This window comes from Roseibium marinum, assembly GCF_002906165.1.
GTDB lineage: Bacteria > Pseudomonadota > Alphaproteobacteria > Rhizobiales > Stappiaceae > Roseibium > Roseibium marinum.
The window spans coordinates 282,096-308,137 of the sequence record NZ_PPCN01000005.1 but is presented as its reverse complement, the minus strand read 5'-3'; the positions used below and the strand labels follow the sequence as shown (position 1 = coordinate 308,137).

General features: G+C 54.5%; 20 protein-coding genes. 9 read left to right on the top strand and 11 right to left on the bottom strand.

All coding sequences use genetic code 11. The features are described from left to right. Positions 1–20: 20 nt before the first annotated feature. The gene (locus tag CLV41_RS14110) at positions 21–1,025 is read right to left on the bottom strand and encodes an NAD(P)H-quinone oxidoreductase (protein ID WP_103223033.1); all 1,005 of its coding nucleotides are present in this window, start codon (positions 1,023–1,025) and stop codon (positions 21–23) included. Between the two features lie 148 nt (positions 1,026–1,173). Here CLV41_RS14110 and CLV41_RS14105 point away from each other — a divergent pair, with 148 nt between their 5' ends. Both CLV41_RS14105 and rcdA read left to right on the top strand, forming a co-directional pair. Continuing rightward, entirely contained in the window at positions 1,174–1,371 is a 198-nt protein-coding gene (locus tag CLV41_RS14105) for a DUF1192 domain-containing protein (protein ID WP_103223032.1), read from the top strand. Positions 1,372–1,786: 415 nt separating this feature from the next. After that, on the top strand, positions 1,787–2,329 hold the full coding sequence (gene rcdA, locus CLV41_RS14100) for a protease adaptor protein RcdA (RefSeq protein ID WP_103223031.1): 543 nt from the start codon (positions 1,787–1,789) through the stop codon (positions 2,327–2,329). Positions 2,330–2,424: 95 nt separating this feature from the next. Here the strand turns inward: rcdA and CLV41_RS14095 are convergent, their stop codons facing one another. From CLV41_RS14095 to CLV41_RS14085, 3 genes are all read right to left on the bottom strand, one after another. Then, complete coding sequence (locus CLV41_RS14095; RefSeq protein WP_103223030.1) at positions 2,425–3,393, bottom strand: LamG domain-containing protein; 969 nt, start codon at positions 3,391–3,393, stop codon at positions 2,425–2,427. Beyond that, a complete protein-coding gene (locus tag CLV41_RS14090; RefSeq protein WP_103223029.1) occupies positions 3,371–4,471 on the bottom strand; it encodes a glycosyltransferase family 4 protein in 1,101 nt (366 codons plus the stop codon). The genes CLV41_RS14095 and CLV41_RS14090 overlap by 23 nt, the downstream gene beginning before the upstream one ends. Positions 4,472–4,655: 184 nt before the next feature. Continuing rightward, positions 4,656–6,038 carry an FAD-dependent oxidoreductase gene (locus CLV41_RS14085; RefSeq protein ID WP_103223028.1) on the bottom strand — a complete coding sequence of 461 codons (1,383 nt, stop codon included), beginning with the start codon at positions 6,036–6,038 and terminating at the stop codon, positions 4,656–4,658. Positions 6,039–6,556: 518 nt separating this feature from the next. On the opposite strand from CLV41_RS14085, the gene CLV41_RS14080 reads away from it, so the two are divergent. Then, entirely contained in the window at positions 6,557–8,320 is a 1,764-nt protein-coding gene (locus tag CLV41_RS14080; RefSeq protein ID WP_235867134.1) for an HAD family hydrolase, read from the top strand. Positions 8,321–8,603: 283 nt separating this feature from the next. Continuing rightward, a complete protein-coding gene (locus tag CLV41_RS14075) occupies positions 8,604–10,043 on the top strand; it encodes an oligosaccharide flippase family protein (protein WP_103223027.1) in 1,440 nt (479 codons plus the stop codon). Positions 10,044–10,245: 202 nt separating this feature from the next. Here CLV41_RS14075 and CLV41_RS14070 read toward each other — a convergent pair whose 3' ends face one another. From CLV41_RS14070 to CLV41_RS14050, 5 genes are all read right to left on the bottom strand, one after another. Next, complete coding sequence (locus CLV41_RS14070) at positions 10,246–11,940, bottom strand: GNVR domain-containing protein (RefSeq protein WP_103223026.1); 1,695 nt, start codon at positions 11,938–11,940, stop codon at positions 10,246–10,248. After that, positions 11,937–13,976, bottom strand: a complete 2,040-nt coding sequence (locus tag CLV41_RS14065; RefSeq protein ID WP_103223025.1) for a glycosyltransferase — start codon at positions 13,974–13,976, stop codon at positions 11,937–11,939. The genes CLV41_RS14070 and CLV41_RS14065 overlap by 4 nt, the downstream gene beginning before the upstream one ends. Beyond that, positions 13,973–15,370 carry a hypothetical protein gene (locus CLV41_RS14060; RefSeq protein WP_103223024.1) on the bottom strand — a complete coding sequence of 466 codons (1,398 nt, stop codon included), beginning with the start codon at positions 15,368–15,370 and terminating at the stop codon, positions 13,973–13,975. Before CLV41_RS14060 ends, CLV41_RS14065 begins: the two co-directional genes overlap by 4 nt. Positions 15,371–15,438: 68 nt before the next feature. Then, positions 15,439–16,131: a class I SAM-dependent methyltransferase gene (locus CLV41_RS14055; protein ID WP_103223115.1), complete on the bottom strand. Its 693-nt coding sequence runs from the start codon at positions 16,129–16,131 to the stop codon at positions 15,439–15,441. Between the two features lie 147 nt (positions 16,132–16,278). Next, positions 16,279–17,004, bottom strand: a complete 726-nt coding sequence (locus CLV41_RS14050; RefSeq protein WP_103223023.1) for a sugar transferase — start codon at positions 17,002–17,004, stop codon at positions 16,279–16,281. A 320-nt stretch (positions 17,005–17,324) separates the two neighbouring features. Between CLV41_RS14050 and CLV41_RS14045 the strand changes: the two genes are divergently transcribed. The 5 genes from CLV41_RS14045 (at position 17,325) to CLV41_RS14020 (ending at position 24,185) form a co-directional block, all read left to right on the top strand. Beyond that, complete coding sequence (locus tag CLV41_RS14045; RefSeq protein WP_208987505.1) at positions 17,325–18,509, top strand: glycosyltransferase; 1,185 nt, start codon at positions 17,325–17,327, stop codon at positions 18,507–18,509. After that, on the top strand, positions 18,506–19,786 hold the full coding sequence (locus CLV41_RS14040) for a polysaccharide biosynthesis/export family protein (RefSeq protein ID WP_103223021.1): 1,281 nt from the start codon (positions 18,506–18,508) through the stop codon (positions 19,784–19,786). Before CLV41_RS14045 ends, CLV41_RS14040 begins: the two co-directional genes overlap by 4 nt. A gap of 839 nt (positions 19,787–20,625) precedes the next feature. Beyond that, positions 20,626–21,282 (top strand): FkbM family methyltransferase, encoded by a 657-nt coding sequence (locus CLV41_RS14030; protein ID WP_235867133.1) that lies wholly within the window; start codon positions 20,626–20,628, stop codon positions 21,280–21,282. A 553-nt stretch (positions 21,283–21,835) separates the two neighbouring features. Next, positions 21,836–22,855: a glycosyltransferase family 2 protein gene (locus tag CLV41_RS14025; protein WP_103223114.1), complete on the top strand. Its 1,020-nt coding sequence runs from the start codon at positions 21,836–21,838 to the stop codon at positions 22,853–22,855. A 163-nt stretch (positions 22,856–23,018) separates the two neighbouring features. Beyond that, positions 23,019–24,185, top strand: a complete 1,167-nt coding sequence (locus tag CLV41_RS14020) for a glycosyltransferase (RefSeq protein ID WP_103223018.1) — start codon at positions 23,019–23,021, stop codon at positions 24,183–24,185. 561 nt (positions 24,186–24,746) lie between these two features. On the opposite strand, the gene CLV41_RS14010 is transcribed toward CLV41_RS14020, so the two are convergent. Both CLV41_RS14010 and rpmE read right to left on the bottom strand, forming a co-directional pair. Next, positions 24,747–25,478 (bottom strand): hypothetical protein, encoded by a 732-nt coding sequence (locus CLV41_RS14010; protein ID WP_103223016.1) that lies wholly within the window; start codon positions 25,476–25,478, stop codon positions 24,747–24,749. A gap of 259 nt (positions 25,479–25,737) precedes the next feature. After that, positions 25,738–25,962, bottom strand: a complete 225-nt coding sequence (gene rpmE, locus CLV41_RS14005) for a 50S ribosomal protein L31 (protein ID WP_008196026.1) — start codon at positions 25,960–25,962, stop codon at positions 25,738–25,740. Positions 25,963–26,042: the final 80 nt, after the last annotated feature.

The following is a 26,042-nucleotide window of genomic DNA, read 5'->3' as shown; positions in this document are numbered from 1 at the left end:
CTCGCGCCTTCCCTCGTAACTCAGCCCCCCACGGTCAGGACTATTTTGCCAATATGACCAGAGCTTTCCATCCGCCGATGCGCCTCGGCAGCCTCGGCCAGCGGAAAGGTTGAATCCATGACCGGCCGGATTTTTCCCGATTCGATCAGCGGCCAGACCTTTGCTTTCAGAGCCTCCGCGATCGCGGTCTTGAAGGCATCGCTGCGCGGTCTGAGCGTACTTCCCGTATGCGTCAGCCGCTTGACCATCAGTCGGGAGAAATTCACCTTTTCCGATACGCCGTTCAGCGTCGCGATCTGGCAGATCCGCCCCTCCACCGCGGCCGCTTTCCAGTTCCGCTCGACATAATCGCCGCCGACCATATCCAGAATCACATCGACGCCTTCGCCATTCGTGACATCCAGGATGACCTTTTCAAACGCCTCCTCACGGTAAGTGATGACATGGTCCGCGCCGAGTTTACGAACAGCCTCCGCTTTTTCCGGCGAGCCGACTGTTGTGAACACCTCCGCTCCGAAGGCCTTGGCGAGCTGGATCGCGGTTGTCCCGATGCCGGACGTTCCGCCGTGAACCAGAAACCGCTCGCCGCTTTTCAGCCCGCACCGGTCGAACACATTGCTCCAGACCGTGAAGAATGTTTCCGGGAGCGCCGCGGCTTCTTCCAGCGACAACCCTGCCGGCACCGGCAAGGCATGGCCTTCCGCCACCTTGCAGAACTCCGCGTAGCCACCTCCCGAGCACAGAGCCGCGACCTTGTCGCCGATTGCGTGACGCCCGGCCCCTTCGCCGCAGGCCACCACCTCCCCGGCAACCTCGAGACCGGGAAGGTCCGAAGCGCCTTTCGGCGGCGGATAGGCTCCCGAGCGCTGCAGGACATCCGGCCGGTTAACGCCCGCGGCGGCAACCCGGATCAGGATCTCCCCCGGAGCCGGTTCCGGCAACGGGCGGTTTTCGAGCATCAGCACCTCCGGACCGCCAGGCTCCGATATCGCCACCGCGGTCATGCTGTCGGGCAGATTCTGCATAGCAACCCTTCCTTCTGGTTCATTTTGGGACTGGCTAGGCGATCCGTGCCTGGCATATGGTAAAATCGTACTGAACCTATTTGAAAGAATGCGGATCAGACAAGCGGAATGGAACGAATTTGCATGTCATGCTTGAGGGAATGAGGCCATGGGTCTGTTTGACGAAGATGTCCCCAAAAAACCCGCTTCGGGCGCGATTACCGTTGGGGAAGATTTGTCCACACTTTCGGAGACCGATCTCGCGGACCGGATCCAGGCGCTGAGTGACGAAATTAACCGCACTCGGCAGGAGCTGGAGCAACGCGGGAATATTCGCAATGCCGCCAACTCTATTTTTCAAAAATAACTTGGCAGATTTCTATAAAACTTCAAATAAATCCAGTCTGTTACCAACCCATATGGTAAACAGAGCAGGTAAAAATTAACTTGTTTACCTCTTGTTAATCTTTCCAAATTATAAATTTATGCATCCAGTCATCTGGATGTGAGTGGCTCCTGTCCACTCTGTTTGACGCCTCCCTGTTAATGACTCAGAGCCGCATTCCAGCGGCTCTTTTTTTTGGCTCCGCCCCATAGTACAGTGTCGCTGTTCTGGTTAATGACCGTTTGCCTTCGTAAATGGCACACGGATTGCTCAGTAAATGGCATGAAGACCTGCATTGTTCCAAAAAGGAACACATTGTCCCGGATGTTTAATCCTGGGTCAGCTCCAGAAGAGATGCAAGGTTCAACCGGAAGAGCAACTGAGGCGCAGTAATCCTATGACGGAAGACATGAAAAAAGCCGGTGGTCCTGTTGAAACGGTGCACATCGCGCATCACCTGGCCAGTTCCGACAACTTTCAGAGCCTGTTCCAGGAAGGCATGTCGCTGGTCGAGGAAACGGCCATGTACCTGGACGGAGAAGGCCGCGAGGAAGCCAAGCAGCTTCCCCGGCCCAGCTCGCTCGCCTATGCCACCGAATCCATGCGCCTGACGACCCGGCTGATGCAGCTCGCCTCCTGGCTTTTGCTCCAGCGGGCCGTGAACGAGGGCGAGATGTCCCGTGAACAGGCCGGCAGTGACAAGAACAAGGTCCGCCTCGACAAATTGAGCAGCGCGACCGGCGGCCCGGTCTGGGAAGAACTTCCCCAAACCCTGCGCGACCTGGTCGAACGCTCCACCCGCCTGCAGGAACGCGTGGTGCATCTCGACAAGATGCTCTACCGCAAGGACGAGGCAGAGCGGTCCGAAGAAGCCAATAACGACAACCCGGTCGCCTCGCAGATCAGCCAGCTTCACGCCGCCTTCGGCAAGCTCGGCTGAGCAGCAAAGTTTGTCCACCGATCCTGAAAGCCGCCTCCGGGCGGCTTTTTTATGGCTCCCGAGGCGATCCGATCCCTGCCGGCGACGGCCCCATTTCAGCGCCAGACGCGGAAATAATCCACGTGAAGGGCGGTCTGGCGGTGTTCTTCAATAAGGGGATCGGGAAACGGAACATCGGAGAGAAGAGCAAGGGTTATCAGCGGCCAGAAGACATCGTTTTGCCCGTCCATCTCGTCTGCCCGGCCGATATTCCAGATGACCGGTTCGCCGGAGACCGGGTCCTCGATCCTCTGGCGTTCAAAAAACAGACTGCAAGTCGCGCCATCGACAAGCATCCCGTAACGGAAATATCCGGTGGTGACGTCAACAGGGGTTGGCACACCGATGCTTTCGTGATGCTGCCCCGGCTCACCCCACTCATGCAGGTAAGCGCCGTAAACCTTCGGCTCGAATCCCTTGTGCTCGGCAATGTCCAGTTCGATGCTCGTTTCCGGATGAAGTATGCTGCGGCCGTTCAGGAACCAGAAGCCCGGAAAGGTCAACGGGTGTGCCGGAAACCACATGCGCGCTTCAAAATAACCGTCCCGCCATCCCTTCAGAAGCGTGCCGTCGGGTTTTGCTGTCTGGATATTGCCTGAGATCCACTGATATTCCGGCAGATCGTTGCCGTAATAGCTCGGCACGTTCATTTTGCGGCCGATATAGCGCGCTGAAATCTTGAGCGCCTTGCCGTTTTCCGTCTGTGGGTCATCCACGATTTCATAGGGCTGGAAACCTTCTTCACCTTCAATTCGTGCGAAGGCCGAGCGGCCGTAAAATCCGCTATCGAATGTGGTTGCCTTGCGGCCTGCATGCCAGATTTCCGGATCAAGCATTGCAAAAACCTCATCGAAAACCAGCGTGCGCCCGGCCAGCGGATCCATTCCCTCCTCAGCTGTGGGGACAGATGCGTACAAGGCCGTGGACAGCCCGCCGGCGGCGCCAGCGGTACGAATGAGAAGATCACGTCGGCTTATCAAGTCGGGCACTCCTCCGGAGGGATTACTGCTCCATCCTGTGCGCATCTGGTTCAATCGCGGACTTGCCGAAGGAGCCTCTTATGTTCGCGTAAATCTCGCAAGTTTGCAGAGCGACCCGGTCGACTGTCAGATAGCTGATCCTGATCTGGCTCCGTTTCTTCCATTCCGCCAACGTTTGCGGTTCGGCCAGAAGCTTGCACAGCTCCTCGGCGAGTGCCGCCGAATTCTGCGCCGGGACGATCAGGCCGGCTTCACCATATTCAAGAAGTTGAGGGATACCCCCAGCATCGCTGCCGATGACAGCGCATCCGGCTTCACGCGCCTCGCAAATGACGAGTGGCGCCGGATCGGCAAGCGACGGCAACACGAATATATCCGCAGCCTCCATCCATTTAAACGGTTCGTTCTGGCCGCCCAGAAACGTGATATTGCCGCTGGAGGACTGGGCAGCCGCTTTCTCCCGGTATTCCAGTTCATGAGGTCCACTGCCGACGATGTATAGATTGGCGGCGGGGTATTTCTCCCAGGCGCTGTCGAAGGCTTCGAGAAGATAGGTAAGTCCCTTGCGCGGATGCAGCCCTGCAACGATGAGAATGGCAGGATGTTTCAGATCGGCTTTCGTATCGTCCCGCTCTTCAAAGCGGGCAGAACCGATTGTTCCGTTCAGGACCACCCGCAATTTCGAAGCCGGGACACCGCGCCGTTCCATCGAATCCCTCACGGCCTGGCTGACGGCGATAACCCGATCGCCGAGCCGCATGAGATCGGCGCTTTTTTCAAACTCGTTGTGCACGGTTGTGACAAGTGGAATTCTCAAAAGCTTGCAGACCGGCCAGGCGAGAACGGCGCTTGTCATCATGTGCGCGTGAATGACGTCCGGTTTCCATTTCCGGACTAGAAAGAAGAGTTTCCAGAGCGATTTCAGCAAGGTGAAAGGCCGGCGCTCATGAGAAATTTCGAACCGCTCGACGCCCTGTCTTTTGAGCAGGTCATCGAAGTCGCCACTACCGCTGGCGATTGATACCTCATGTCCCTGTTTCTTCTGGGCGCAGGAAAGATCGACCGCCGCATGGACATGGCCATTCAGACGTTTGGAGTGATTGAGTAAATGCAAGACGCGCATATAAAATCCGTACTCTGGCAACCGAAGGAGACAAGCTAAACCACCTGCACTTCGCCGGCCGCGGAAATGAGAGAAGCCGTAAAAAAGTCAGCTCGCAAAATAACACACCATAGATCTGCAAATGCAAATATTGTGAAATTTGCCAATAAGAAAAACACAAAAGACTCGAAGAATCCAGTAAATTTTACATTTTTATTTGTTCCTCCTTGATCTCACCAACAACTTCAACAGTCTGTTTGAGATTGAAACCTTGCATCGCGCTTTCGGCTTCGATCGTCGAGACACGCGCCGTGGGCTGATAGTTGAACCCTCCCTGACGTCCGAAGGAGAGGATGCCGAAATCCCGAAGTGCCGAAATCGCGTCTTCAGCTTGTTTGACGGAACCCCGGCTGTAGATCGGGTAGGCATTTTCCAGGACCTGACTTCCCTCCAGCTTCAGGTCACCGGAGAAAAGTCGTGCATCGCGTACATGCGCGCGGAAATCCTTCTCGGCTTCCTCAACGCCCGCTCCGAGAAAATTGGAGATGACTTCAACCGCGAAATATTCCCGGCCATGAACCTGTCCGTAGAAGTCGGAATAAACGGTAAGACGCTTCCACGCGCCTTCATCGGAAAAATTATAGATTATCGACTGATCGAAACCTCTGTTTCCGGAGAAACTGAAATAGAGGGTTATCAGCGTGATGGTTCTGAGTTCGCTTCCCATTTCAATGCCGCAAAGGTTTGTGGCCTGGCTGACCGGGATCGTCGACACCACGTTTGCAGCACGGAAGGTACCGCCTTCGGTAACGACCGTGAAGCCGTATTTCGATTTCTGGACGGCATTCAGTTTTTTGCCGAGACTAAACTCGACCCCCAACTTGCTCAGCTTTTGCCGGACGGTATCATAGAGCGGCGCGAAACCTTCTTTTGGCCGGACGAGCTGCCTGTTTGACGGTGGCATGGACTTCTTGAAGCGGTGTTTCAATCTCTGCCAGACGCCGCGAAAGGAGGCGTTTTCACTGATCCAGAGCATCCTCTTTTTTGCCAGGTCGATATCAATCTGGCTGGGTTCGATTCCGTAAAACCGGTGCATATATGTCTTGAGCCCGGATCTGGTTAAAAGGCAGGATCCGATCCAGTAACGGGCGAATTCTTCGGCGCTATCCATCTGCCTTTGAAAAATCCGGGCGTAGAGCGCGGACACCAGGATCCGTGCGGTTACAAGCGGCCCCCCCGCCAGGATATCGTCGCGGACCGACACCGGGTAAGCGGTTATTTTTCCCTGCGGGTTCAGCCTTGCCCATTCCGGATGGACATTGACATAATGCGGCAGGAGTTCCGGAAAGTGTTTGATCAGCGGAGAATCGTCCTGAAAAATCAGGCTCCCGATGTCGAACGTGTAGCCGTTGGACGACCAATCAAGGTGATTGCCACCCAGGTGATCGTATTCATCGATGACAAGAATCCTGCCACAACCTTGTTCGGCAAGGATTGAAGCCGACACAAGTCCCGAAATTCCCGCACCAAGGATAGCTGTGTGAAATACCTGGTCCGGAGCTTCATCGTTTGGGAAAAAATTTTTCATTCACCGCCTTAAAATTTGCCCAAGAAATAAGCAAACCCGCCTAAAGATTAGAATAGTTCAGGTTATCTTATTGCTATATAATTTTTATACAAAGCCATTTGCGCAAGGAATTCTGGTTGGCGCAACAGTTTTACAAATTATACAAAAAATTTACTGTAAAGACATAACAGGATGAGCTATCCTTGACTTGCAATCAAACATATCTTGATCGTGCATATGAATTCTTGAAACAGAATTACCCTCAGTAAAACCAAGCTGAAGTTAAAAAAAATCTTTAGATTAAGAAATTTAGACGCGTTGAAATATCAAGAGGATGCGTTTTGCGTAAGGTTTCCCGATTTTCAATTGATATTCTGGACAACATACAAGTAGTTTCAACAGATGTTTTCGACACATTGCTGCTACGGAAAGTCAAATCTCAGACCTCGAGAATTTCCAAATGCGAAAGAGAGTTCTCCTCAATCCTCAAGAAGAACGGTTACGAGGTCGAAGCCTGTGACCTTGTAAAGGCCAGGCGCATGACCCAGCAGATGGTCTATCGGGCGCTGAATGTCGGTGGAAATGTGGGCGAGGTGCGGCTGACCGATATCGTTCGGTGGCAGCTTGAGCTGCTGTCACTGCCGGAAAGCTTTCTCGAACACCGTCTGGCCATCGAGGTCGAGACCGAGAAAAGGTCGCTTTTCGCCAACCGTGAACTGGCGCATTTTCTTGGCGCGTGCCGTCAGAAAGGTCTGAGAACGATTGCTGTCAGCGACACCGCCCTCTCCGCATATCAGGTCGCGGAACTAATCGGACATTTCCACGCCCCCGAACTCATCGACCGGGTCTATTCGAGCGCAGATGCCCAGGCGAGCAAACGGCACGGGGCGTTGTTCCGGCATGTCTTGGAAGAGGAAGGCGTTCGCGCGGACCAGGTACTCCATCTTGGAGATGACCATGTAGCCGACAGCCGTGTACCCGAAACGCTGGGACTGAAATCCCGCCACCTGCCGCGGAACCCGATCATGCGGTATCGTTCACTGGCGAACGGGGCCGCCACCAGATCCATGCAGATGTTCGGTGAGAAACTCTCCCGGCGCGGTGCCATCCACCGTACAGCCGATCCAGCCGAGTTCGGACACGATGTGTTTGGCCCAATCGTCGCCGAGTTCTGCCTGAAGATATGGCTATATGCCCAGCAGGCCCAGTCAGCCGACAAACCCTCCGTGCTTCTTTTTTGCGCGCGTGGCGGCGTCGGCATCCGCGAAGCGTATGAGCGCATCCTCGATGTGTTGGGTTTGCCCGGAGATGTCCGCCGCGAAACTTTCATGATTTCACGTCTCATTGCCGCGCGTGCCGCGGTCGAGAGCCGGAGCGCCGCTGCCCTCGACGAAATCGGCCGCGAATTCAACGGGCGGACTTTTTCCGATGTCGCCAAGGCGCTCGGTGGCGCCAGCCATGGCACATCGCCAGACTGGCAGAAGCCGTTTGATGCGGCCGGTTTCTATGCCCTGCTCGACAGCGAAGGCGGACGCGAACTGCGCGAGGAGATCCACGCTCAGAATACCATGTTCCAGCAGCATCTCGATCAGGTCGGCTGCAATGCCACGCGCCTCATCCTGTGTGACACCGGGCTTTACGGCAGCACGCAACGGCTTCTGGCGGCGGGACTAACCCAAAAAGGCTTCGAAACGGTTCACTTTGCCCGGAGCAACTACAAGGGCTTCGGCGAGGAGCATTTCGAAAAAGTCTCGGGATTGGTTGTCGAGCAGAACAAGTATGATCCGTTCCGTACCGAAAGCGTCGTACTCAGATACTGGCACATTATCGAAAGCCTCTTTGAACCGAAGGTTCCGTCGGTCCGCAGGTTCGAGCGGAACGACGACGGCAGTGTCGGCACCAACTCGGTCGATATGTCCTACCCGATCGACAAGGACCTCCTGAGCCCGATGCTTAGTGGAGTACTTCGTTACATTGACACCTTAAAAAGCGGCGAGCAGGTTTTTCGCGACGCCAGCACAGCCTGGCCACGCCTTAAGCAGGCGATTACCTTTCCACGGAGCCTCGATCTCGCGGTTCTCGAAGTCGGTGAGCGCTCTGTCGATTTCGGAAGGGCGGACTACGTCAAGGTTCTCAAGGAAAGCGGCAACCACAGCCTGCGGAACAAACTGGTGACGGTCAAATCGAACCTCTGGAAGGAAGGGGCGATCTCCCGTGATTTTTCCTCATTTGGCCTGCCTTTGCTGATAGCCTTGGAAATTACCTACGCGTTGCGGGGTGTATCCGCACGGTTTCAGAAGTAGCGGGAGGCACTAATGACTGCACTCATGATTTACGGTTTCAAGCTCCTCGCTTCCCATTGCCGGATCCTGCAGGCCTACGCAAATTTTTCAATTCCGCCGGACCACAGGACGGCTCAAACAGTCCGGAACAGTTTCAGTTGCGGCAAACTTTAAAAAATCCGGCGTGGAATGCCGGGAAATAATATAAATTTTCAAGAACTTGACCGAAATCCGCTTTAGCCGCTTGGATCCACCTCTGCGGTGCGCGGCCTGTGTTTGCGGACACAACATTCGAAAGTCGCAAATGATTGCACTCAGAGCTCTCAAGGGCGCCGGTTGGCTGGTATTTTCGCGCTTCACGGGGCGGGCGATCGATTTCATCATGCTTCCCATTCTTGCCCGCGTCCTGACACCGGCCGATTTCGGTCTGGCCGCGCTGGCGATGTCTCTGGTCCTGATTATCGATACCATTCTGGAAGTGCCGGTGACGCAGGCCCTGGTGCGGCTGGAGAAGATAGATCGGGAACACCTGGATACCGGTTTTACGCTGGGCGCGATGCGAAGCGGTCTCGTCGCACTGGTCGTTCTTGTGCTGATATGGCCTTTTTCACACATCAATGACGAGCAGAGACTTGTCCCGCTGATCCTGTTCATCGTCACCGGATCCATCGCCAAGGGTTTCGTCAGCCCGGCCATGGTTCACTTCGCGCGCAAACTCGGATTTCTGCAAACCTTCATGATGGAATTCGGGGGCAAGATCTGTGCTTTCGGGGCCGCAATGATCTTGCTTTATGCAGGCGCGACCTACTGGGCGATAGCGGCCAACTACGTTGCCGCTGCATTCGCCGCGACCGCCCTGTCCTATATTCTGGCCCCTTACCGTCCAAGGCTTTCGCTGAAGCGGCTCAATGACTTTGCGGCCTTCATAGGCTGGTACAGTGTTGCGCAACTGGTTTCGGCACTCAACTGGCAATTCGACCGGCTTCTCGTCGGCCTGGGATCCGACAAGGCCTCGCTGGGCCGCTATGCGATCGCTAGCGACCTTGCGACGATGCCGACGCAGAGCCTGATCGGACCTGCGCTTCAATCCGTCATGGCGGCGTTTTCCCTGATCGGCAACGACCGGGAGCGGCTTCAGCAGGCTTTCTTGAAGGCTGTCCGATTCGCTATGATGATCTCCGTGCCGGCGTGCGTGGGTATTTCCCTGACCGCCGATCTCGCGACCGCATTACTGCTCGGACCGAAATGGGCAGACGCAGCCGTTTATGTCAGCATTCTTGCGCTTGCGGTTCTTCCAATACCGTATTTTCAGACGCTCTATTCGATGTGCCTGGCGATCGACAGGCCCTTCCTGATTGTCAGAGTGAACGTGATTGATCTGTGTTTGCGGCTGCTGCTTCTGACGGCTGGCTTTTATGCCTTTTCCGTTCTTGGGGTCAGTATCGCCCGCGCATTCCTCGCGGTTCTGATGAGCGGCTTCTATCTTTATTATGCACGCCAGGTGGTGGGTGTCGGCATTGTCCAGCAGGTGAAGAACTTGTGGAAGATAGGCGTTGCCGCGATCGCCATGGCGATAGGCGTCGCAATCCTGCGGAGGGAAATGGCGGATCTGGAATGGCCGGCTTTTTATGAGCTAGCGGTCGTTGCTCCCGTGGGAGCCGCCGTCTATTTTGCGGCCCTTTTTGCTCTGGGACTGAGAGTGATCATCGGACGGTCCCGACTGGAGTTTTTCGACAGATACTGATGTCTCCGAAAGGTCCCGTTTTTCGCCAAAGGCACCGCACGGCACATCCGCCCGGTCGTCTTGGTAAACGACGGTCAGCCGAGCCTGGCTTTTCTCAATTTCCAGGCACAGGCTGGTTCGCGCCCTGAATCGTGAATGGCCATGCGTCTTTGAACTGTCTGTCGGCACTGACTGCGCAGCCCCGACAGATTTCAGGCCAGGGTCACCCCTGCACGAAAACCGTCCCGATAAGGTTGGCGCCAACCCGCATGAGTTGACGTTCCGCGTCCTGAACGTTTCCCAGAGTCGTCTTTCCGGCAGTGATCACGATAATAACGGCGTCCGCCTGAACGGAGAGCGACAAGCCGTCCGCCGAACCGTTCAGGGGCGGCAGCGACATCAATATCTTGCCGCGTCCGACCAAACTGCCGATAAGGTCTTTGGCACGCGCTCCGCTGAGATCCACACGCAGATTGATATCTGAATTTTGCGAATAGACCGGAAGAAACAGCAACCTCGGATTCTCTGTCAGCACCGTTTCGTCAAGGGTCGAAGGATCAACCACGGCATCTGCGAATGTAATGGTCTGGCTGGCGCGTTTTTCCCCGCCAGAACGATTGTTCCTGCTGCAGCCAGCATCCAGTAGCGTAACACGATGACCGCTGCGAATGTTCAATTCAGCCAGTCCGAGGCCTACGGTCGTTGGCGTCACGCTGTCTTCCCACGAAACGAGTGCAACGACGGAATTCCGCTTTTCGGCGAAAGGCGCACAAATCAGATCGATAGTCGTGCGCAGGTCTCGGAGAGCAGACGGAAATTTGCCTTCCGGATGGCGGTATATGACAGACGCAACGGAAGCGGGTGCAAGTTTGGAGCGCCGCCGCAGCCTGCGAGGCAGGGGAATATAACCAAGGCAGGGACCATTGAACTTGTTCTGCAGGTCGTTGATTTTCCAGATTTTCTTGTCAAGGGTGAACCGCAGGGCCGCCAGGCAGACCCCGAGTATGAGCCCGAGTATTGCGCCGAAAGCCGCGATCAGCGACTTTCGCGGAGCCGAAGGGCTCAGCGGAACCTGTGCCTCGCCGATGACACGCGCATTCGCATCCGGAATTGGCCTGTCGGGCACCCTGCCAGCCATCATGGCGTCTCTGGACGTGTTTATCTGCTCCGAAAGCGCGTCCAGCCGGCCCTGCAGGGTTCCAGCGCCCGTAAGCAGGGTCTGATACTCCGCGTTGACAGTCTGCAACAGATAGGCCGAGACAATCGCGTTTGCGACCCGGGACGCAAGTTTGGCGTCGGAGGAGGCGTATGTAACGGACAGGACGAAGGACTGACCCACTCGTGAGGCGCTGACGCGATTGCTGAAACGGCTGAACGCAGTCAGCCAGTCCCTGTTGGACTGGTCGGTCGCCGTGGTGGCTGCGGAAGAGTTTGATCCTCCCTCGCCACCGCTTATCGAGGCAAGGATGCCGGCAATCCACTCCTTGGCTTCGCCTGCATAGCGGGAAAGGGTGCTGGGCTCTCTGTTTGCCAGCTCCGGGTCGGAACTCATCTCGAGACTGTCGAACACTTCGGAAAGCAAGCGCTCGGAACTGATGACCACCAGTTCGCTATCGACGCGGTTCAGGTTCAATTCCTGCTGAAAGGAGCTCTGACCGTCAACCTTGACGACGCGCTTCGGCTCCAGAAGAACGCTTGCCGTGGCCTTGTAGACTGGCGGCAAGGTGCTGGCATAATAGGCGGAAAGCACAAGCCCGGCCAGCACACAGCCCGTAAGCATGATCTTGTACCGGAAAACGATCGCCAGAACCAACTCGACGAGAGCCTGCGGGCCCCGTTCCGGTTGCTCACCCTGAGGATGAAGGGGATGGACACGTCTGAAAATCTGACCGGAAGCTGGAATGTCTTTGTAAGTCAACTTTGTTTCTCCACGCCACTGAGGCCAACCGAACTTTTTGGCGAAATGAGAGCTGCCGCCCGCTCGGGCTCAAGCCGGCCTCGCAGAAGGTCCTGAAGCCCAAGAAGGTTGCCCTTCACTCTTCCGCGCCTGTCGATGAACGGCTCGGGGCGAAAGGCGCGCGCCAGGTTGCTCGCCACATTTCTGAATATCTGTCCGCAGACTTCCCGGAGCGACATGGTCCCCTTTCTCAGCATGTAGATCGGATTGATGATCTGCGAGTATCCGAGCTTGTGACCGCTGACACGGCCGGACTTGGTTCCCATGTGAACTCCGGAAGCTTGATTGAATTTCACAAGCTGGCCGCCACGCCTGGCGAGCGTAGCCCCGAAATCGCGATCTTCCAGCCATCCGTACATCACGAGCCGCTCGTCAAACCTTTCACTTGCCACTGCCGCCATCCGAAAGGCCATGTTGCAGCCATAGGGACTGAAGGGTTCGATCCATGACGCATCATCCTTCTCCTGGTCTTCCTCCACGGCCCGGACGGCGTCCTCAAAACTGATTCCAGGGCCCTTGATGCCATCTGCGATGACGCGCCCGGTAAATCCAACCACCTGCTTTTCATCCTGAAACGTTTGCGCCGCGACCGCCAGCCAATCCTTGTGAGCAATGAAATCATCGTCGAAGAATACAACGATATCGATCTCGTCGGACAGGGCCGACAGACCCGTATTGCGTTGTGCCGGCAACCCGCCCGGTCCTGTGAGGACCTTGACGCCGTCCAGTTCACCAAGGTCGCCGGCATCGTCCGAATCGACACATGAAACAATGACCGTATCCGGTTTCAGGGTCTGGGTTTCAAGCAGATGACGGACTGTGGCGCTGACCACCGAGGGTCTGCCCCGTGTCGCGAAAACCACTCCGACCTTCAATCCGCGAACCTCTGTTCCCGTAGCGCGGGTTTGCCTGAACGCGGATGTTTCCATGAGATCCAGGTACCCTTGAGCTGTTTGCGCCCAGGAAAACCTTTCGGCCTGCTCGAAACCTTTTTCGATCAATTCGACGCGCAAGTCCGGCGAAGCGCAGAGCGCCTTCACATGCTCCACCCACTGGCGGGTATCGAAGGGCGAGGCCAGCAGCGCAGCCGTGCCGCAGACTTCCGGCATACTGGCAAGATTGGAGGAAATAACGGGGCAGCCCCGTGCCATGGCCTCTATGATGGGCAGGCCGAACCCTTCAGTCAGTGATGGGAACACGAGACAGAGAGCGCTGTCCAGAAGGTAGGCGAGATCGGCATCCGGCACACGTCCGAGCAGGTGCACGTTCGTCCGCTCCTCCAGCCTCTCGCGCTCGAAGATGCCGGCATCTCCCCCCGCGATCAGGATATCGACGCCAATTGCCTCCAAGGCTGGTGCGGCACGGATCAGTAAATCCAGATTCTTGTGCGGGGATCTCGAGCCCAGAGCGAGCACGAACCGGCGACCGCGCAGGTAACAGATCTGCTCGACAAAATGGGGGGCGATCTCGGCCTGTGCAGCGTCCCAGTTCAATGCGTGTTCGTGGCCGTTCGGCAGGACGACGATATCTGCCAGAGGGATTTGCAGATGCCGCGCGATCTGGCGCGCCGAGGCATGAGAAACGGTTGCGACCCGGTAAGCCCGCCGGGCCAGATAGGGCTGTATCAGGCGATAGTAAGCCCGGAACTTGGCACTATAGCTTTCCGGCGCGATGACCACATTGGCGTCATGCATGCAGATGACCTGATTGCGCTTCACGAGCGGCGCCGTGTTGCACAGGTTCAGCAAACGGTCCGGCCAGACGTTCGGCAGCGAAAGCTGTTCCCACATGTGACCGGAAAACGCTCCTTTGCGCTCGATCGACGCCTGGAAACCGGGAACATCCGGTGTCGACTGCGGAGCGATGACCGGCAGGCTGGCAGAATCGGGAACCGATCTCTGCATGGCGTTCACGACATTGAATGCGTATCGCTGGACACCTGTCATGTTCTGCAGCAGGAAGCGTCCATTGATCGCATAGGGCAAGGGGGAATTCATCGGACCGCCACCATCGATACCTGCGGCTTGCGCTCGGTTGCGGTCACAGTGCCTGCTGCTGCGAGCGCGGCCAGCATGTAGAAGAACAGCCCCTGGTCGATCGAGGGGCTGACGACAAGATCGCCGACGAGCAATCCCAGGCATCCATTGCGTGCCGCCAGGCGGACGGCGTGTCCGTGAAAGGTGACCTGCCACGATTTCCCTATGAAGGCCGTGTAGCAGAAGGCGAAATAGAACAATGTTCCCGGAATTCCCACACCTGCCAGCAAAGCGTAAAACAGGCTCGATGCCCGAATGGTGCCAAGACCGACGCCCAGCCCGTAACTGGCGGTAAAATTCTGCCAGGCCAATTCGTTCCAGGAGCCGCGTTCAACCCCTGAGTCAGAGGATGCCTTGTCCAGAACCACCAGATTGACGTAGTCGAAAATCTGGTTCCACAACGCCCCGTCGATGATCAGAAGCAGCAGAACGGCGATGACGCAAAGCGGAGAAATCAGAAGGAAGAAGAGGCTGTATCCGTGGAGACCGTAAGTGAAGGCCAGTTGCAGACCGGTAGCGTAAAGGATGAGCATCACGACCGGCGCTCCGGCGAGACCTGTTGAGGATGTCGACATCACGACCATCACCACGGCGGTAAATGTGAGGATGCTTGTCAGAACCGGACGATAGCCTGCCAGCCACAATGTGCCGGCGAAACCGAGGACGCCGAGGGTCGAGCGGGCGAAGGAAGAAGCCTCCGTAAAGGACCCCACGATGCGCTTCATTCCGGCAACCTGATCGTTGACATGCAGCGTGTAGCGGATGTTGCGAATGAAGGACATGAATGATTGGGTACCTGTGGCATATGTCACAAGGTCCAGGATCGCGAAAAAAAGATTCGCCACGCAATAAGCGATCAGCGCCTTCACAACGAAATTGAAACCTTCAGGCCTGCCGGCAACTGCCGAAACCAGACCGAAGCAGAGCACATCTGAAATCAGGTAGATGCTTTGGGTCAGGTTGCTTGAGACCGGACCCAGCGGCACCGTCGAACCGGTGTCGGCATAGGAAGATCTTCCCAGCGGTACGATCGCCATGTCTTCGGCGAACAGGCGTGGTGCGAAATACGCGCTCAAGACGCCGTAAATCACCAGAAGCAGAAGCCAGAAGCCGGGTTTTCCAAATTCGAACCCGTGAAAAAAGGTATTCGCCGTCGACTTGTCCGCCATAACGCCGAATGCCAGAAAGCCCAGCAGGACATGAGCCGGAGGAATATTTGTATTTCCGACAAAAAGAGCAGCGGCGGCTCCCAAGACCGCGGCTATCGCCAACATTCTCACAAGAGCGGCATTTCCCAGGAGAAAACTTGAGAACCCGCCAATGATCGAAACAATTCCAATGAACGCAATACTCATAAGGGTCGCTCACCCATTCCTGCATCGGCAATACACCGGGCCGATACGCAGCTTTGGTACCGGCCGGGTCATTCCGCGAGAACGAGAAGTGAATAACCACCCAGAACGCGGACCGTCCAATCGGGAAAGACGGAAAAGCAAAGCCGGCGTGGCAGTTTCATCAATCGGCTACTCAGGGCTTGTTTCGGAAGCTCAAGCCTGCTCGCTGTGTATTTGAAATCAATTATCGAATAACCGCAGTCCCTCAGGGCATCCAGCGCGGAATCCTTGAAGAAATAATGTATGTGTCCCACGTTCTTGCGAAGGTTGCTGATCGGCCAGCCGCGGAAAACCGACTGGACCGAAAGATCGAGCGGTATGTGAAAGATCTTGTAGCGCCCGAAGCCCTTCATTCCTTTCACGAACCCGATATAGTCTTCGACATGCTCAATGACATCGGCAATCAGGACAACGTCGAAATTGGCGTTCTTTTCCTCCAGCGCATCGCCGAATTTGAAGGTAAGTTGCGAGGTTTCCTTCTCTTTCGCCCGCTGGTAGGCATGAGGTGCAATCTCGTACCCCGTAAATTGGACATCGGGGTAACTGTTTGTAAGATTGAGTAGAATTTCGCCAGTTCCGCAGCCGACCTCACAAAAGGAAGAAATCTCCAGGTTGTTGCGGTCAATGATGTCTCGCACCTGCCGCGCCTTCCAAGGTGAATCCTCTTCATGCCAGGTCGGGTTCAACTCCGCATAATGTTCGCTTAAATATATATCTTGCACGTCAAGCCATTCTCTTATTTTAAACTGGTTTATATTTTTCATTTCCATATTTTTTCGATCTGATTGCTTAAAAAATCAGATCCGCGTTTAAAATAATTAAAAATATACTTCAGCTCTAATATTCAGCCCAGATTATTCAGCCAGAACTTAGTAGCTTCCCCGTCTGGCGAGAACCGCTGGAATGGTTTTTAAAATGATGACCATGTCCCCGACGAAGCTCTGTTCGGCTACATACCGCGCATCAAGCTCGACACGGGCGTTATAGCTGATTTCGTTGCGCCCACTGACCTGCCAAAGGCCGGTCAGACCCGGACGAATCGCGATGTAGTCGATGAAACGGTGCCCATACAATTGCGCTTCGCCTGTAGTGATCGGACGTGGTCCGACCAAGCTCATTTCACCTCGCAAAATGTTGAAAAGCTGCGGGATTTCATCGATGCTCGAACTGCGCAGAATTCCGCCGAAAGCGGTAATGCGCGGATCGGACTTCAACTTGCGAGTGGCTTCCCATTCTTTTCTAGCCTCCGGGTTGGATGCCAGATACTGCTCCAGAAACTGGTCGGCGTTACGAACCATTGTCCGGAACTTGATGCAGTCGAACAGGTTGCCGTTCTTGCCGATGCGCTTGTGGAAGATGAAAATCGGACGGCCCTGCAAGACCAGAAGAACACCTGCCACCATCAGGATCATCGGCGCCAGAACAATCAGCCCCAGGAACGCCAGGACGACGTCGGTGGAATACTTAAGTACAAGAGCAGGATGAAAGCGTTTCCTGGGGCTCCGGAGAGCCACGCGACTTCCAGCGTCGCTCAGCTCATGTACCTTGATGTCGTTGACGTACTTAAATTGGCTACTCAAATCAAGCTCACTCATACCAGCTCGCCTCTCGTTAAATCTCTCACGGTTCAGGTTTTTTCAGGTCAAGACCGCGATCGGTCGGTCAAAAAAAAAATCTCGAATACATTGAATAGTAAATATTAGACTAACAATTTTTACAATGATTAAATTAGTGCACTGCAACTAAATTTCGCTCAGGCCCCATCGGGCCTTCCGGAACGTTTGCAATATGTTGACTTAAATTATTGAAAAAAATAATTTAACTGGAAAACAGTCAATTGTCGAACTACGATCCAAAAGTTAGGCAGATTCTTGTATTGCACAATTTTTAGCCGTTTTATCAGGCGAGGTACAGCATGCGCATAGCTTTGGTGCATTATTGGCTCGTAGGGATGCGCGGAGGTGAAAAAGTTCTTGAAGCACTCTGCGAGATGTACCCCGAGGCCGACATTTTCACACATGTCTACAATCCGAACCTAGCCTCCAAGGTAATCACCTCTCACAAAATCACGACGTCCTTTATCAACAGGCTACCCTTTTCCGAAAAAATGTACCCTCGATACCTGCCGTTGATGCCTCTTGCACTCGAGCAACTGGATCTTCGAGGATATGACCTGGTAATCAGCAGTGAGTCCGGCCCCGCAAAGGGAATTATTCCTGACTCAAACGCGGTACATCTTTGCTATTGTCATTCACCAATGCGCTATTTGTGGAACATGTACCGGAATTATTATGAAGATGCCGGAATGATCACAAAGCTCATGATGCCGCCGCTGGCGCATTACCTGCGGGCCTGGGATGTGACAACGGCTCACAGGGTCGACCAATTCGCCGCAAATTCCGCGACTGTCGCCAACAGGATCAAGCGGTACTATAATCGAACGGCACGAATTGTGCATCCACCTGTCGATACCGCAAGCTTCCACCCTGTTGAAACTGCGGATGTGAGCGATTATTATCTGATGGTTGGTGAACTGGTGCGCTACAAGAAGCCCGATCTGGCTGTTCAGGCATTCAATAAAATGAAGGCCAAGCTGGTTGTTATCGGCCAGGGTGAGATGCTGGCAGAACTGAAAAAGATTGCCGGCCCGACTGTTGAACTGCTCGGAGCTCAGCCTTTTGAGACGTTGAAACATCATTATGCCCGTTGCAAGGCGCTGGTATTTCCCGGCGAAGAGGATTTCGGCATCGTGCCGCTTGAGGCAATGGCGAGTGGCCGACCGGTCATTGCGTATGGCAAGGGCGGCGCGACGGAAACGGTCGTTTCCGGAAAAACCGGACTTTTTTTCGACCATCAGTCCGTCGATGGCCTCATCGAAGCCGTTCAGAAGTTCGAGAATATGTCTTTCAAGCCCGCTGACGCGGTGGCACGGGCAGCCGGCTTTGGCAAGGATGTCTTCAAGGACAAGTTCAAGATGTTTGTCGATCACGCAATGATTGAAGCCACAGGCTCGAAACAGACCGCTTACGCGGGTGAAAAACAAAACCCGGATTCCTCGGGCACAAACACAATGAATTTCGCTGTAGGAGCAACTACATGAAGGCATTTCATGCCGGAAAATTTGAAATCGGGCGCCTCGGTTGCAAGGTCTTCTTCCTGTTGAGCGGGTTGCTTGCGGGATTATTTTTCTCAGCCCCCATCCAGGCAAGCGACTATCTCGTCGGCCCGCAGGACAAACTCAATATCGAGGTCGTCGAATGGCGTGCGAACACGGCATCCATTTTTGAATGGAGCCCCCTGACAGGCGAGTTCACTGTTTCGACGAGCGGAAACCTGACCTTGCCCATTCTCGGCTCCCTTCCTGTCGCGGAAAAGACGGTCGAACAGATTTCCGCCCAGATAAGCGAGGGCCTCCAGAAAATCGTCGGTCTCCAAAAGCCGCCGAGTGCATCGGTCGAGGTCTCTGAGTACCGTCCGTTTTTCGTGGGTGGACTCGTCTCCAAACCTGGAAAATACGATTACTTTCCCGGCCTCACTGTCCTTCAGGCACTCAGCATCGCGGGCGGATACGCCCGTCCGGTAGACAGGGATGCAATGGGAATTCAGCGGGAGGTCCTGTCCAGCCGCGGAACTCTACGCCAGTTGCAGGCCGAACGTCTGTCTCTCCTGGCCCGAAACGCGCGCCTCGAAGCGGTCATACGTGGGGAACCGGAGATTTCATTTCCCGAAGAAATCACCTCCCAATCGCACAAACCGGAAATCCGGCAGATCCTCAAGGAGGAGCAACAGATCTTCACCGCCACACAGAAGGCGATGGAGGCGGAGATCAACTCGCTCAGCCGCAACATGAGCTATGCGGCCGATCACACTGAAGTTCTGAAGTCCAAACAGGAGACCCTGGAAAAGCAGGCAACGCTGGCGGATGATGAACTGGGAAAGATAAGCGGCCTCGTGTCCAAGGGGCTTACGGTTTCAACTCGTCAGTTCGGCGCTGAGCAGTTTGTCTCAGAGCTTCAAACCAGACAGCTTGATGTGGCGATGGCGCTCATCACGACCCAGCAGGCGGTTGCCATGGCGGAATACAAGATCGAGGACGTGCAGGAAAAATACCGTCTGGAAGCACAGATCCAGCAGACGGAGGTAAGGGATCGGCTGACATCCGTTGCCGCGGGGATACAGACCACGCGCGCGCTGATCCAAAATATCGAACTGTATGCCCCGGAAGCCGCTGCATCCGCCGGTTTCGATACCGGAACGGAGTTCACAATGATGATCATTCGCAACGTGAACGGCGAAATTCAGCGTTTCTCCGTCGACGAACTCAGCACAGTTCTGCCGGGCGACGTTGTGCAGGTGGAACGAAAAGACGACGGTTGATCCGGCCGAACGGTGGAGGCACACGAAATTGCCCAATAAATGGTTACTGCCTTTTGCGGATAATTTGTTCGTGTCGCTTCCAGTTAACGCTTGTTTCACTACCAGCAATATTTAATAAGAAGGAGTACATGTTGTGATGTGGGAGCGGGAACGGGTTACGTGGAACTATGGATAGCTATAGTAGCAATTGCTCTCGGCGCAGTTTCCTCGCTGCGTATCCCGGCTTTGGTTTTCGCGTTAATAGTTTTCGGAGCCCTGTGCGTCTATATTGTCACCCGGCTCTTTTTGGGCGACGCCGTTTTGCAGGTAATCTGGTGGGCGATCGTCTATGAGTTCGCATTTGAAGGCGGATATGTTGCTGGGCACGTGCTCCGGTATATATTCAGATCCGGCGAGCGCAAAAGAAGCGGAATGACTGCCGGCAAAAAAACCGTTCCCTATACAGCCGAACAGAGCGGGACAACCAAATCCTAGGTCGCATTATTCCACAACCTGACTGTAGATTTTGTCATTAAATATCTGGAAATTTTTATAGACACTTGCTTCGTCAGTTATTTTACCGTTCCGGCCAGACATGGTTTTTACGAAAGATTTTTTTAGTAGGAAAATTTGAGATAAACTACTCTTCGAGTGTAGTTTACCAAGAACAATTCTTGCTAAAGGTTCAACTGCGACCCTAACATTATAGAGAACCGCTTATGGCTATCAGGAATCATTTGTTAAGGCTAGTAGCAAATATTTCAATTACATTTATAAAGCGAAAATCAATTCAGCAGATATTATTCAATGGCATCCGCCTTCAACGGCAAGAACTTGGCGATATCCTGGTCGACCGGAATTTGAAATTTCTGGGCTACTGTCTGGGGCGGCGCGAGTGGTCCAAATCGCAAATTCTTCAGGACCTCTGGGTCTGCTTCGAACTCGGTGAGAAACCGAACGGTTTCTTTGTGGAGTTCGGGGCCACCAACGGACTTGTGAACAGCAACACCTGGCTGCTGGAGACGAAATTCGGCTGGAAGGGAATACTCGCCGAACCAAATCCTGTGTGGCACGCGGAGCTGAAAAACAACCGGTCAGCTCACATCGAAGAGCTGTGCGTGTTCTCAAAAAGCGGTGAAACGGTCGAGTTCCTCACGACCGACGATTCCGACCCGGAGCTCAGTTCCATTGCGGGCTTTTCCGAGGATGACCATTTCGCGGGAGTCCGGCAATCTGGAAACCGGCTCTCAATCGGCACGATTTCGCTGTCGGATCTTCTCGTAAAATACGACGCGCCGGAGACGATCGACTACATCTCTATCGACACGGAAGGGAGCGAGCTCGATATTCTCAAGGCCTTCGATTTCGACAGGTACAAATTCAGGCTTCTGTCCATCGAATTGAATCCGAAGACCGAAAGCAAAATCCAGAAGCTTTTGGAGGACAAGGGATATGAGCGGGTGTTCCCCGTATTCTCCCAGTGGGATGGCTGGTTCAGGAGAGCTGGAGGCGTTTGAGCCGGATCGCAAGGCATCGGTTCCTCGCACAAGCTATCTTGCAAAGCATCCTTCAAACATGTGTGTCTGGATCCCTTTCGGCCCCCATCTCATGGGCCAGACAGGACAGGACAAAGCAAGCAGACAGGCGAGAGATCTTTATTGCGCACCGCAAACAAATTTGTTACCAATAATCAAGTGCTGCTCAGTGAAGAACATCTACTATCCGAGACTGCTTTGTTGCATGGCATACATTTTTATTTGGTTTGTCGACAGAGATATTGACCAAGTTCACAATACCAGGAGAAAGAAGCAAAATTTACTTTCCAATCCTGCAGTATCTTGAAAAATTCTCACTTGAGCAATTGGAAAGCTTGCGGATTGCGGTTAATTTTCTGCACTGTGTGAACGGAGTACTTGCATTCCTGCGCCCAGCTGGAGATAGCCGGCGGAATCCACTGGATCATCGATTTCTGCGCTTATAACGGCTCTTGGAGAATTGGCGCAGGATGCCGCCAATGAGACCGCCTTTATACTGGCAGCTTTTTCCGCGTTTCGTTCTCTGGAGACGATCATGTCTGATCAACCGAAACTCGCCATTGTCATAACCTGTTACAATTACGAAAATTTCGTGGAACATGCTATCCGCAGCGTCACGGATCAGAACCGTGACGACTGCGAGCTTGTGGTAGTCGATGACGGGTCGACGGACGACTCCTGGAACTCAATTCAGAAGTTCTCCGGCATCAAGACTTTCAGAACCGAAAACAAGGGGCAGCCGAAAGCCTGCCTCTACGGTTTCAGCCAGACGACGGCTCCCTTCGTCATGTTTCTGGATGCGGACGATGAATTGAAGCCGGGATCGATTTCAAGGATTATCGATCATCTGGATCCGGGGGTTGCCAAAATCCAGTTCATGCTGACCCGGATCGATGCGGGTGGCAATGTCATCGGCGAAGCGAGTTATTCAAGCAAATCCTTCCGCAACCGCAGCGATCTCACCCGCCAGGTTCTCAAAACCGGCGTCTACAGATCGCCCCCGACTTCGGGAAACGTGTTTCGCCGGGATGTTTGCGAACTCCTCAAGGATTGTTCCTACGATACCGCGGTCGATGGTGTGATCGTCTTCGCGGCACCGTTCCTGGGAGATATTGTCAGCATTCCCGAAGCTCTGGGGCGCTATCGCGTTCACGACCGCAACATATCCGGCTTCGGAAGGAAGCCGGATGCGAAGATCATTGCTAAAGATATTCAGCATTTCGAGCAGAGGATGGATCACCTGCGGACGATCATCCGACCGGTCGCCGGGAGCGAAAATCTCGTGGACGCGGAAAAAACCTTTTACCATCAGGAGCGGAGTTTCTTTCTCTCCATAGCAACGGGGCAGAAACCCCGCGTATCCGCGCTCGCGAAACTGCTTGTGAAGCTCGTAACCCAGGACTTTTCGCTCCGCAACAAGGCAGGAATGGCCCTGTTCTTCACCCTCACGTCGGTCTTGCCGATCGCTCGAGCCCAGGCTCTTCTGGCCTATCGTCTCAATGTGGGGCAGCGATCACCGATGGGATTTCTGCACCTGATCTTCAAGGGAGCTTAGGGTACGGACGAGCGAGAACTCGCAAGATGTCCTTCGTTCCGAAGCTTCTGCATCTAAATGAATCCACATGAAGGCTGGCTGATCCGGCGCAATGGTTGGGGAAGAATATGCTACGCAAAGTTTCGACTGCCACTGACAAACAGCTCTCCAGGAGCGGGACGAGATGACAGCGGTCAGCATGCCTACCCAGATGCCCGGAGACGGAATTCCCCTCTCTAAACTCAGGATATTGTACGTTCAGCCGGCTACGAAGTCCTTTGCCGGCATTGAGCGTGTCGTGGATGAAATTTGCACAGAACTCGCTTTGAAATACGGCGATACGTTTGAAATCGACGTATTGTATCTTTCACGGTTCGACAATTACGAGGTGAAGGACAAGCCGTACAATTACATCCAGATGGAAATCGGCGGGCGCTGGGACCTGGTGCGGAACCTCCGAAGCGCCATAGGAAGCAAGCCATACGATCTGGTTGTCATACCGCAAGTGGAGCCCACGGTGATCGCGTGGTTCGCCTGTCTCGGGCTCGGGCGCAAATTCGCCATGCATCTGCATGGCAATCCGAGGCTCGAGCAGAGCCACCTCAAGGCGAAAATCCTGTTCTTTATAATGAAGACGCTTGTCCTGAACCGACTGTCAGGCGTTTTTGGCACATCTCCGAAGCAGTTGGAAACTTTCAAGACACTGTTTCCATCCGACACTCCCCACTTCTGGACGCCCAATCCGGTGCGCCGGTTTGACGTCGATGACGTACCCATTCGGCGCGACAAGGATGTGGTGACGTATGTGAAAGTCGGCCGCTTTGCCTATCAGAAGGGGCAGGATATCCTGATCGACGCCTTTTCGAAGCTGTATGAACTGCGCAAGAATGTCAGGCTCAAGATTGTCGGCTATGGCGCGGGAGAATCCGAGATTAAAAGCCAGATTGCCCGCCTTGGCCTGCAGGATGTCGTTTCAATCGAGCACCACCCGAGCACCCCCCAGGTACCGCTTTCAAAAAGCGATATTTATGTTTCCACATCCCGTTGGGAGGGTTGGTCCCTCGCAATTTGTGAGGCCCTGCGCTTCGGGCTGCCGGTCGTCTCGATCGATTGCGAGTTCGGGCCGAGTGATATCCTCGTCGATCAGAGGCTCGGTCGGCTTGTACCGCTTCCCGGAGGGGACGGTCTGGTAGACGCCATGCTTTACTACTGCGACAATATCGAGACAGAAAGAGCTCATTCCCACTACAGAAAAGAGTTCATCGACAGGTTCAGCTCCGGCGAAGTCGTGCATGTCCACGCAAAAGCGCTCGGTGCCGCCGCGTTGGAGCGGCCGCAAATTTCAGCCTGACGCTTCCTGATACCTGAAACGGCGCTTCCCGCCTGGAACATTTTTCGATCATTTTGAATCATTTGACCGAGACAAAATTGGTCCCTGGCGAGGCGGATTGCGCGCGGTGGTGATACTTGCCTCAAGCACAACCCAAAGATTCTGGGAACAATTTTGTCCGGCCCATACAGCTATTTTTTCAACTGCTTCTGCTCTTGTCGGATAGCTTCAAACAGCTCACTCGGCAAGGCGCTTCGTGAAGCGCACCGCAGTTGTGCGGCGGCTCCAAGCCCCGCCTGATCAACCCGGATACTCTAGGGTCTGTGGACAATAAGGATTTGGTCGAGGTTTGGATGCAAAACGCCCAGTTCAAGAAGCAAGGTCGCAGGAAGGGTGTTCCCTTTCAAGACATTGCGACGCTGAAATGGGCGTTTTGCGCCAAATCTCTTCGAGACGCGGCGGATTTCGGTCCCGACTGCGTCGGAAAGTCCTTGTGGTGGGGCGCACCACTGCGGACTTTCCTCCTGTTCGGACACCGAAATCCGGCTCGCGCCGCGACCCAAACCTAATTGTCCACAGACCCTAGGCCCGCCCGAGTTGGCGCTTTAGAAAACTACCGGTGTGCGGGTCGGCATAGTGAAACAGCACAGTCGCGCGAACCATTTCGTCATCCACGGCTTCATTCGTGTGAATGCTGCGATAGCCCCAAAAGAGATAGAGATTTCCCGGTGTCAGCGAGATGCGCTTCACGCGCTGGCCATCAGAGATGCGACGGCGCAGCATCTTTTGTGTCAGCGCATTATCGAGCAGAACCTTGTCCAGCAGGTTCAAGGCATAGCTTGAACGCATGTGACGCGTATTGGGGATGATCAGAAAGTCGCCCCGCATGCCTTTAGAGGGCACCACTATGGGGACCAGCGCCGTTATCATGTAGGAATCGTAATGGAATTTCCAGGAATGAGCTGCTGCACTCTCGCCAGTCAGGCAGCGAAGTATCTGGTAGCAGTCAAGATTCGGAGGCGGCGTTCCGAAGCCTGTCGAATAAAGCCGGAAAATGAAATCCGAAAATTCCGAAGAATCGACAAGTTCGTTCAGTCTCGTATCGGATGCTTCGTCCTTTTTCAGCGAAACGGTTTTGTTGCCGGCCTTCTCAATCGCTGCAGAAACGAACTCTTGCATATGAAGCAATTCGTCCTTGGACAGAAATTCCGGTGCGGAATAAATTCCCTCGGTGTTTATCTGGCTGACAATGGATCCAATGTCGCTGTCCGACAAAGTAGACAACCAGGATTTTGCTTTTAAAAACCTCGACATAGGCCACATGTCCTTTGGAGGCTAAAATGTCTCAAGAAGAGAATTACAAGAACAAACTGAAAGTAATACGTGTTGCCAATTCAGACAACGTCAAATTATGCCCAAGGGGTGCATCCGCATGAGTAAAAAATGTGCTGCATGACTTTGCGTGACTTGCGGGCGTAACCGGGACCTATCCGCATGATAAACCTGCGTCTGAAAACAAAAAAACCCGGCCAGAGGCCGGGTTTTCGAAACCGAAGCTGTTGTCGCGGGCTGATCAGGAGCCCAGGAAACCAGCGAACTTGTTCTTGAAGCGGGACACGCGGCCGCCGCGGTCCATCAGCTGACGGTCGCCGCCGGTCCACGCCGGATGAGACGTCGGATCGATGTCCAGCTGCAGCGTGTCGCCTTCCGCGCCATAGGTGGAGCGGGTGGTGAATTCGGTACCATCGGTCATGACGACCTTGATGGTGTGATAGTCGGGATGGATATCCGCTTTCATGGCCGGTCCTTTCAAGCGCCTCGAAACGTCTTTCCGTAAAAGCCGCAACGCCAGCGCAAACGAGATAAAGGGCAGCCGAT